General features: G+C 64.3%; 10 protein-coding genes and 1 pseudogene. 3 read left to right on the top strand and 8 right to left on the bottom strand.

Translation table 11 applies throughout. From position 1 onward, the window contains the following. Nucleotides 1-64: 64 nt before the first annotated feature. Together gmk and ACO6VM_RS21840 are read right to left on the bottom strand one after the other, a co-directional pair. On the bottom strand, nt 65-685 hold the full coding sequence (gene gmk, locus ACO6VM_RS21845; RefSeq protein WP_422403817.1) for a guanylate kinase: 621 nt from the start codon (nt 683-685) through the stop codon (nt 65-67). A gap of 14 nt (nt 686-699) precedes the next feature. After that, nucleotides 700-1563 (bottom strand): YicC/YloC family endoribonuclease, encoded by an 864-nt coding sequence (locus tag ACO6VM_RS21840; RefSeq protein ID WP_125466061.1) that lies wholly within the window; start codon nt 1561-1563, stop codon nt 700-702. Between the two features lie 228 nt (nt 1564-1791). Here ACO6VM_RS21840 and rph point away from each other — a divergent pair, with 228 nt between their 5' ends. Continuing rightward, on the top strand, nt 1792-2514 hold the full coding sequence (rph, locus tag ACO6VM_RS21835) for a ribonuclease PH (protein WP_110991997.1): 723 nt from the start codon (nt 1792-1794) through the stop codon (nt 2512-2514). Nucleotides 2515-2574: 60 nt separating this feature from the next. On the opposite strand, the gene ACO6VM_RS21830 is transcribed toward rph, so the two are convergent. Beyond that, nucleotides 2575-3354: an exodeoxyribonuclease III gene (locus ACO6VM_RS21830; protein WP_110991998.1), complete on the bottom strand. Its 780-nt coding sequence runs from the start codon at nt 3352-3354 to the stop codon at nt 2575-2577. Nucleotides 3355-3434: 80 nt separating this feature from the next. On the opposite strand from ACO6VM_RS21830, the gene pyrE reads away from it, so the two are divergent. Next, entirely contained in the window at nt 3435-4076 is a 642-nt protein-coding gene (pyrE, locus tag ACO6VM_RS21825; protein WP_125466060.1) for an orotate phosphoribosyltransferase, read from the top strand. A gap of 54 nt (nt 4077-4130) precedes the next feature. On the opposite strand, the gene ACO6VM_RS21820 is transcribed toward pyrE, so the two are convergent. From ACO6VM_RS21820 to coaBC, 5 genes and pseudogenes are all read right to left on the bottom strand, one after another. Further along, nucleotides 4131-4337, bottom strand: a complete 207-nt coding sequence (locus ACO6VM_RS21820; RefSeq protein WP_401055858.1) for a hypothetical protein — start codon at nt 4335-4337, stop codon at nt 4131-4133. Nucleotides 4338-4474: 137 nt separating this feature from the next. Next, nucleotides 4475-5383 carry an acetylglutamate kinase gene (argB, locus tag ACO6VM_RS21815; protein WP_347151123.1) on the bottom strand — a complete coding sequence of 303 codons (909 nt, stop codon included), beginning with the start codon at nt 5381-5383 and terminating at the stop codon, nt 4475-4477. A 30-nt stretch (nt 5384-5413) separates the two neighbouring features. Next, a pseudogene (locus tag ACO6VM_RS21810) lies at nt 5414-6787 on the bottom strand (phosphomannomutase/phosphoglucomutase); the annotation flags it as partial. Nucleotides 6788-6921: 134 nt separating this feature from the next. Next, complete coding sequence (gene dut / locus ACO6VM_RS21805) at nt 6922-7377, bottom strand: dUTP diphosphatase (protein WP_422403816.1); 456 nt, start codon at nt 7375-7377, stop codon at nt 6922-6924. Between the two features lie 5 nt (nt 7378-7382). Then, nucleotides 7383-8594 carry a bifunctional phosphopantothenoylcysteine decarboxylase/phosphopantothenate--cysteine ligase CoaBC gene (coaBC, locus tag ACO6VM_RS21800; protein WP_422403815.1) on the bottom strand — a complete coding sequence of 404 codons (1212 nt, stop codon included), beginning with the start codon at nt 8592-8594 and terminating at the stop codon, nt 7383-7385. 127 nt (nt 8595-8721) lie between these two features. On the opposite strand from coaBC, the gene radC reads away from it, so the two are divergent. Next, nucleotides 8722-9402, top strand: coding sequence for a RadC family protein (gene radC / locus ACO6VM_RS21795; RefSeq protein WP_422403814.1), 681 nt, complete (start codon nt 8722-8724; stop codon nt 9400-9402). Nucleotides 9403-9486 lie beyond the last annotated feature (84 nt).

The following is a 9486-nucleotide window of genomic DNA, read 5'->3' as shown; positions in this document are numbered from 1 at the left end:
CCGCGGTGGGGAACCCCCCTCCCCGCGGGGGGGGGGGGGGGTTTCCCCCCCCCGCGATGTTGTTTCAGCCGATCAGCTGTTTCAGCAGCGCCTCATGGCGCTGTTGCTGTTTCTTGAGCAGTAGCCGGTTCGAGCGGAACACCGCTTTCAGATCATCCAGCGCCACGTCGAAGTCGTCATTGATGATGACGTACTCGTATTCGTCGTAGTGCTCCATCTCGCTGACCGCTTCCTTCATGCGCCCGGCAATGATCTCTTCGCTGTCCTGACCACGACCGTCCAGGCGCTGGCGCAGGGCCTGCTGGCTGGGCGGCAGGATGAAGATCGAGCGCGCCTCGGGCATCAGCTTGCGTACCTGCTGGGCACCTTGCCAGTCGATCTCGAGGATCAGGTCGAAGCCCTGGTCGAGGGTTTCCTGCAGGGCGCTGCGCGACGTGCCGTAGAAGTTGCCGAACACCTCGGCGTGCTCGAGGAAGTCGCCTTGGGCGATCAGTGCCTTGAATTCCTCGTGGACGACGAAGTGGTAGTTCACCCCGTGCGCCTCACCCGGGCGCATGGCGCGGGTGGTGTGTGAGACCGACACGCGAACGTGTTGATCCTGCTTGATCAGCTCGGTGACCAGGCTGGTCTTGCCGGCGCCGGACGGTGCCGAAACGATGTAGAGGGTGCCGCTGCTGTGGTTCATGGTCGGGGGTGGCCTTACTCGATGTTCTGTACTTGTTCGCGCATCTGTTCGATCAACACCTTCAGGTTGACCGCCGCCTGCGTGCTGCGTGGGTCAAAGGCCTTGGAGCCCAGGGTGTTGGCTTCGCGGTTGAGTTCCTGCATCAGGAAGTCCAGGCGCCGGCCGGCGGCACCGCCGGACTTGAGCACCCGGCGCACTTCGGTGACGTGGGTGCTGAGGCGGTCGAGCTCTTCGGCGACGTCGCTCTTCTGTGCCAGCAGGACCATCTCCTGCTCCAGGCGCTGCGGGTCGAGCTCGGCCTGCATGTCGCCGAAACGGTCGAGGATCTTCTGCCGCTGCACGGCCAGCATCTGTGGCACCTGGGTGCGCAGGGTGGCCACTTCGCTGGCCATGCTGTCCAGGCGCTCATTGATCAGCCGGGCCAGCTCGGCACCTTCACGCAGGCGTCCGGCCTTGAGCTCGGCCAGTGCTTCGTCGAACAGGGCGATGGCTTCGGCGTTGAGGGCCTGGGGGTCGCTGGCGTCGGCCACCAGCACGCCCGGCCAGGCCAGGACTTCCAGCGGGTTGAGCGGCGCTGGTTGCTTGATCAGGCTGGCGACGGTCTCGGCGGCCGCGACCAGTTGCGCGGCGCGTTCACGGTCAACCTGCAGCGGCTTGCCGGTGCTGTCTTCGTTCAGGCGCAGGGTGCATTCGACCTTGCCCCGCGACAGCCCTTGGCGCAGGCCTTCACGCACTGCGCCTTCGAGGTCGCGCAGGGCTTCGGGCAGGCGCAGGTGGGGTTCGAGATAGCGATGGTTGACCGAGCGCAGCTCCCAGACCAGGGTGCCCTGGCTGCCGGCGCGTTCGGCGCGGGCAAAGGCGGTCATGCTGTGCACCATGGGGAGTACCTCGCGTAATCGGGTGAGCGGGGGGAGCCTTACGGCTGCAAGGCGCAGGATTGTAGCGCAGTGCGGCCCGGGCGCCCAATCCGGCCATGCTACCGCTGCCCCGCCGCCGTGGTCGGAAAAGGCGACAGGCTGCGCCGGGTGCGACGATAGGCATGTCTTCGCGGGGCGACGGGCTCTATAATGCTCGGCAGATTTAAAGTCCCAGTACAGGTATCCCAGATGAAACGTCCAAGTGGTCGCGCCGCCGATCAGCTCCGCTCGATCCGCATCACCCGCAACTACACCAAGCACGCCGAGGGGTCGGTACTGGTCGAGTTCGGTGACACCAAGGTCATCTGCACGGTCAGCGTCGAAAATGGTGTTCCCCGCTTCCTCAAAGGCCAGGGCCAAGGTTGGCTGACCGCCGAGTACGGCATGCTGCCGCGCTCCACCGGCGAGCGTAACCAGCGTGAAGCCAGCCGTGGCAAGCAAGGTGGCCGCACCCTGGAAATCCAGCGCCTGATCGGCCGCTCCCTGCGCGCTGCGCTGGACATGAGCAAGCTCGGCGATATCACCCTGTACGTCGACTGCGACGTGATCCAGGCCGACGGCGGTACCCGCACCGCCTCGATCACCGGTGCCATGGTCGCCCTGTGCGATGCCCTGGCCGTGATCAAGAAGCGTGGCGGCCTGAAGGGCGGCAACCCGCTCAAGCACATGATCGCCGCCGTATCGGTGGGCATGTACCAGGGCGAAGCGGTGCTCGACCTCGACTACCTGGAAGACTCCGCCGCCGAGACCGACCTCAACGTGGTCATGACCAGCGCCGGCGGCTTCATCGAAGTGCAGGGCACCGCTGAAGGTGCGCCGTTCCAGCCGGAAGACTTCAACGCCATGTTGGCGCTGGCGCAAAAAGGCATGGGCGAGATCTTCGAGCTGCAGAACGCCGCACTGGCCGACTGATCGCGCTGACGAACACAAAAAAGCCGACTTTAACGTCGGCTTTTTTGTGTCTGGCGTGGCTTAGATCGTCAACGTCCAGTCGTAATCCACGATCAGCGGCGCGTGCCGGGAGAAGCGTGGCTGGCGCGGCAGGCGTGCATTGCGCACGAAGCGGCGCAGGCCTGGGGTGAGGATCTGGTAATCGAACCGGTAACCCAGGTTGAGCATCTCGGCCTGCTCGTTGTCCGGCCACCAGCTGTACTGGTCGCCTTCACGGCTGACTTCGCGCAGCGCATCGACGTAGCCCATTTCGCCGGTGATCGCGTCCATCCAGGCGCGTTCTGGCGGCAGGAAGCCGACCGACTGCTGGCTGTCGCGCCAGTTCTTGATGTCGAGCTTCTGCTGCGCCACGTAGAACGAGCCGCAATAGATGTATTCGCGACGCTTGCGACGCTGTTTGTCCAGGTACTTGGCGAAGTCGTCCATCAACTTGAACTTCTGGTTCAAGTCTTCATCGCCGTTCATGCCCGAAGGCAGGAGCAGCGTGGCAATACTTACCTTGTCGAAATCTGCCTGCAGGTAACGCCCGTAACGGTCAACTGTCTCGAAGCCCAGGCCGGTGATGACTGCCTTGGGCTGCATGCGCGAGTACAGTGCCACGCCACCTTGGGTGGGCACCTCCGCGTCGCAGGCGTAAAGGAAATAGCCATCGAGCTGGAAAGCTGGGTCGTCGAGTTCAAAGGCCGAGGCGCGGGTATCCTGAAGACAGATGACGTCGGCATTCTGGGCTTGCAGCCAGCTGAGCAATCCACGCTCGGCTGCAGCCTGAATGCCATTCACGTTCACACTGATGATCCGCATAAATGGCCCCAAAAATCTCGTGCGTGTATGATACCCGAGCTCAACACATTTAGCTAAATCCGTGGTGTCCGGGACCTTTTATGCAGCCGTATCAGCGCGACTTCATTCGTTTTGCCATCGATCGCGGCGTTCTGCGCTTCGGTGAATTCACCCTGAAATCGGGGCGTACCAGCCCGTACTTCTTCAATGCCGGCCTGTTCAACACAGCTTCTGCCCTGGCGCAGCTGGGGCGTTGCTACGCGGCGGCCATTGTCGACAGCAAGATCCCGTTCGACGTGCTGTTCGGCCCGGCGTACAAGGGCATCCCCCTGGCGGCAGCCACGGCGGTGCAGTTGGCCGAGCATCATCAGCTCGACGTGCCATGGTGCTTCAACCGCAAGGAAGCCAAGGACCACGGCGAAGGCGGCAGCCTGGTTGGCGCCCCGCTGGCCGGTGACGTGCTGATCATCGACGACGTGATCACCGCCGGCACCGCCATCCGTGAAGTGATGCAGATCATCAACGCCCAGCAGGCCAAGGCCGCGGGTGTGCTGATCGCACTGAACCGCGAAGAGCGCGGCAACGGCGAGCTGTCGGCGATTCAGGAAGTCGAGCGCGACTTCGGCATTCCGGTGGTCAGCATCGTGTCGCTGACCCAGGTGCTGGAGTTCCTGGCCGACGATCCACAGCTCAAGCAGCACTTGCCGGCGGTCGAGGCATATCGCGCCAAGTACGGCATCTGACGCGAACGTGCAAAGAAAAGGCGACCTCAGGGTCGCCTTTTTCATGCCTGCCGTTCAGCGTCCGTTGGGGTAGGGGTCGCCCACGGCATCGCCACGGCCGCTGAGGATGCGCCAGGCGTGCAGGCTGTGAGGCAGCTCCTCGAGCTTCGGGCAGGGCGGAAGGGAAGTCTTGCTGGTGTTGGAATACTCGTATCCGCAATCGCAGCACGCATAGGTGCCGGAAGAGACGTCGCTTCCGTAGGGGACGGCAGCTTTTTGCATGGCAGATCTCCTGTAGGTGAAGATCCGATGCTAGTGGCGATCAAGGCTCCGGTGTTGTAGCCGGGATCCCTGTGGTGCGTAGGATGTTTCCTTGCTTGAAGCAATGCGCCCCGGTCGAAACCGGGGCGCATGATCAATCACGCGTGACGCTTGCGATTGGTGATCAAGGTGCCCACGCCGCTGTCGGTGAAGATTTCCAGCAGCACCGCGTTGGGCACGCGGCCATCGATGATGTGCGAGCTGTTCACGCCGCCCTGCACCGCCTCCAGCGCGCACTTGATCTTCGGCAGCATGCCGCCGTAGATGGTGCCGTCGGCGATCAGTTCGTTGACCTGTTCGGTGGTCAGGCCGGTCAGCACCTGGCCTTGCTTGTCCATCAGGCCGGCGATGTTGGTCAGCAGCATCAGCTTCTCGGCCTTCAGCGCTTCAGCGACCTTGCCGGCGACCAGGTCGGCGTTGATGTTGTACGACTCGCCGTTCTTGCCCACGCCGATCGGCGCGATCACCGGGATGAAGTCGCCTTTGACCAGCATGTTCAGCAGGTCGGTGTTGACGCTCTCGACCTCGCCTACATGGCCGATGTCGATGATTTCCGGCTGGGTCATCTCAGGGGTCTGGCGGCTGACGGTGAGCTTGCGCGCACGGATCAGCTCGGCGTCCTTGCCGGTCAGGCCGATGGCGCTGCCGCCGTGGCGGTTGATCAGGTTGACGATGTCCTTGTTGACCTGGCCGCCCAGAACCATCTCCACCACGTCCATGGTCGCCGAGTCGGTGACGCGCATGCCGTCGATGAAGTGGCTCTCGATCGACAGGCGCTTGAGCAGGTCGCCGATTTGCGGGCCGCCGCCATGCACGACCACCGGGTTGATGCCCACGGCCTTCATCAGCACGATGTCACGGGCGAAGCCCGTCTTGAGCTCCTCGCTTTCCATCGCGTTGCCGCCGTACTTGATCACCAGGGTCTTGCCGACGAAGCGGCGGATGTAAGGCAGTGCTTCGGACAAAACCTCGGCTACATGGGAAGCGGCATCGCGATCGAGGGTCATGCAGGGCTCCAGGTAAGGAACGGATAGTCGTCAGAACGGCAGTTGCAGGCCTGGTTGGACCCGTAGCAACTGCGTGCGGAATACAGCCTTGATACGGTCGAGTTCTGCCGCGCTGTCGGCCTCGAAGCGCAGCACCAGCACCGGTGTGGTGTTGGAGGCGCGAACCAGGCCCCAGCCGTGGGCGTAGTCGACCCGCACACCATCGATGGTGGTCAGGTTGGCCTCGCCCCAGTCGGCGTCGCGTTGCAGAGCATCAATGATGCTGAATTTACCCTCGTCGGTCACATCAATGTTGATTTCCGGCGTGGAAATATCATCGGGGAACGCGGCGAACAGGTCTTCGGCGCTTTGCCCGGCCTTGCTGAGGATCTCCAGCAGGCGCGCGGCGCTGTAGATACCGTCGTCGAAACCGTACCAGCGTTCCTTGATGAAGATGTGACCGCTCATCTCGCCGGCCAGCAAGGAGCCGGTCTGTTTCATCTTCTTCTTGATCAACGAGTGGCCGGTCTTCCACATTAGCGCGCGGCCACCGTGCTGTTCGATCAGCGGGGTCAGGCGGCGGGTGCATTTGACGTCGAAGATGATCTCGGCGCCCGGGTTGCGCGACAGCACGTCCTGGGCGAACAGCATCAGCAGGCGGTCGGGGTAGACGATGCTGCCGGTGTTGGTCACCACGCCCACGCGGTCGCCGTCGCCGTCGAAGGCCAGGCCGATATCGGCACCGGTCTCTTTCACCTTGGCGATCAGGTCTTCCAGGTTTTCAGGCTTGCCCGGGTCCGGGTGGTGGTTGGGGAAGTTGCCGTCGACCTCGCAGAACAGTGGGATCACCTCACAGTTCAACGCCTCGATCAGTTGCGGGGCGATCACGCCAGCGGCGCCGTTGCCGCAGTCGACCACCACCTTCAGGCGCTTGGCCAGCTTCACGTCGTCGACGATCTGCTGGTAGTAGCGCTCGAGGATCTCGACTTTTTCCACATGGCCTTCGCCACGGGTCAGGTCGTTGGTCTTCAGGCGGGTCAGCAGGGCCTGGATCTGTTCGTTGGCCAGGGTGTCGCCAGCGATGACGATCTTGAAGCCGTTGTAGTCCGACGGGTTATGGCTGCCGGTGAGCATCACGCCCGACTTGCCGGCCAGCACGTTGGCGGCGTAGTACAGCGCCGGGGTCGGCACCAGGCCGACGTCGCTGACCTGGCAACCGGCCTCGACCAGGCCCTTGATCAGTTGCTCGACCAGCATCGGGCCGGACAGGCGGCCGTCACGGCCGACCGAGATCTGTGGTTCGCCCTGGGCGAGGGTCTGGGCGCCGATGGCGCGGCCGATCCAGTAGGCGGTTTCGGCGTGCAGGGTCTTGCCGACCACGCCGCGGATGTCATAGGCGCGGAAGATGCTGTCGGGCAGTGCGGGGACCAGGTGGGCCATGTCGTTCATCTCTGGGGACTCCATAAGTCAAAGGCTTCTGGGCAGGCGCAAACTGAACGCTTGGACGGCGGTTTCGCCAGAGAGTTCGCCATCCATGGCCCGAACGGTCGGCTGTTGCCTCAGCGGGTGCCCGAGTGGCCGAAGCCGCCAGCGCCGCGCTGGGTCTCGTCGAACTGCTCGACGATGTCGAAATGCGCCTGCACCACCGGCACCAGGATCAGCTGCGCGATGCGCTCGCCGACGGTGATGGTGAACGGCGTGCTGCCGCGGTTCCAGCAGCTGACCATCAGCTCGCCCTGGTAGTCGGAGTCGATCAGGCCGACCAGGTTGCCCAGCACGATGCCGTGCTTATGGCCCAGGCCCGAGCGCGGCAGGATCACCGCCGCCAGGCCCGGGTCGCCGATGTACACCGACAGGCCGGTAGGGATCAGCAGGGTCTGGCCTGGCTCGAGGACGGTGTCCTCCTTGAGCAGGGCGCGCAGGTCCAGGCCGGCGGAGCCGGGGGTGGCGTACTGCGGCAGGGGGAATTCGGTGCCCAGGCGTGGGTCGAGGATCTTGGCTTGAAGAGCGTGCATGTAACTTATTGAACCTGGTTGAGCCGTTCGGCGATGAAGGCAACCAGCTGGCGGGCAATCTTGCCTTTGCTGGTCTGCGCGAAGAGGGTTTGATGCTGCTGCCGGTCGATCACGGTCAGGGCGTTTTCCTCGCTGTTGAAGCCGATGCTGGGGTTGGCCACATCATTGGCGACGATCAGGTCGAGGTTCTTGTCCTTGAGCTTGCGCGTGGCGTAGTCGAGCAGGTGCTCGGTCTCGGCGGCAAAGCCCACGCTGAACGGGCGATCGGCGCGGCCGGCAATGGTCGCAAGGATATCGGGATTGCGCACCATCTGCAGCAGCATGCCGTCGCCGGTGGTGGGATCCTTCTTGAGCTTCTGTGCGGCGACGACTTCCGGGCGGTAGTCCGCGACCGCAGCCGAGGCGATGAACAGGTCGCAGGGCATGGCTGCTTCACAGGCCGCGAGCATGTCCCGCGCGCTGACCACGTCGATGCGGCTGACCCGGTCCGGGGTCGGCAGGTGTACCGGGCCGGTGACCAGGGTCACCCGGGCCCCGGCTTCGGCGGCCGCCTCGGCCAGGGCAAAGCCCATTTTCCCTGAACTATGGTTGGTGATGTAGCGCACCGGGTCGATGTTCTCCTGGGTCGGCCCGGCGGTAATCAGGACGTGCTTGCCGGTCAGTGCCTGGCGCTTGAAGCTCTCGGCGGCGCACCAGGCCAGGTCGGTGGCTTCGAGCATGCGGCCCAGGCCCACATCGCCACAGGCCTGGCTGCCGGAGGCCGGGCCGAACACCTGGACACCACGGCGCTTGAGCAGTTCGAGGTTGTCCTGGGTTGCCGGGTCGCGCCACATGGCCTGGTTCATCGCCGGTGCCACGGCGACGGTGGCGTCGGTGGCCAGCACCAGGGTAGTCAGCAGGTCGTCGGCCATGCCCTGGGCCATGCGCGCCATCAGGTCGGCGGTGGCCGGGGCAATCAGCACCAGGTCTGCCCATTTGGCCAGTTCGATATGGCCCATGGCCGCTTCGGCGGCGGGGTCGAGCAAGTCCATGTGCACGGGGTGACCGGACAGCGCCTGCAGGGTGAGCGGGGTGATGAATTCGGCACCACCACGGGTCATGACCACGCGCACCTGCGCGCCGTGTTCCAGGAGTCGGCGAATCAGCTCGGCGCTCTTGTAGGCGGCGATGCCGCCACCCACGCCGAGAACGATGCGCTTGCGATACAACCGCTGCATAGGCCTTGCCTTATTCCAGTGAAAGCGGGCGGCGACGGTGACTGCCTGCGGCAGATCGTCGCATTTTCGAAGCGAACTAGATTAACACAGCGCCCAAACGGGCCGTAGTGGCAGGCGAGGAGGGAGGATGAACATCAGGGAGTGGCCGGCCGAGGAGCGGCCGAGGGAGAAGTTGTTGCAGCGCGGCGCGGCGGTGCTGTCGGACGCCGAGCTGGTGGCGGTGTTGCTGGGGTCGGGGGTCGCCGGGCGTAATGTGCTGGACTTGGCGCGTGGGCTGTTGGCGAAGTTTGGCGGGCTCAGGCCATTCCTCGAGGCCGATCGTGCCAGATTGCTGCGTGAGCCGGGCCTGGGGCCGGTGAAATACGCCCAGCTGCAGGCGTTGCTGGAGATCGGCAGGCGGTATCTGGACGAGGGCATCGAGCGTGCGTCAGCGCTGGAGTCGCCGACATCGGTGCGGCGCTATCTGAAGTCGATGCTGCGCCATGAGGCCAGCGAGGTATTCGGTTGCCTGTTCCTGGATACCAAGCACCGGCCGTTGGCGTTCGAGATCCTGTTTCGCGGCACCATCGACCGGGCGAGCATCTACCCGCGCGAGGTGGTACGCCGGGCCTTGCTGCACAACGCGGCGGCGCTGATCCTGTGCCACAACCACCCGTCAGGCCATTGCCAGCCCAGCCAGGACGACGTGCACCTGACACTGATGCTCAAACGTTCGCTGGCGCTGATCGACGTACGGGTGATGGACCATGTCATCGTCGGTGATGGCGAGCCACTGTCCATGGCCGAGCATGGGTGGCTGGCAGGCTGACAGCAATCGCGGGGCAAGCCCGCTCCCACGACGGTATCGTGGGAGCGGGCTTGCCCCGCGATGAGGCCTCAACGGTTTACGGCG

This window comes from Pseudomonas sp. GZD-209, from assembly GCF_049310485.1.
GTDB classification, from domain to species: Bacteria; Pseudomonadota; Gammaproteobacteria; order Pseudomonadales; family Pseudomonadaceae; genus Aquipseudomonas; species Aquipseudomonas sichuanensis.
This window is presented reverse-complemented; position numbering and strand designations above follow the sequence as displayed.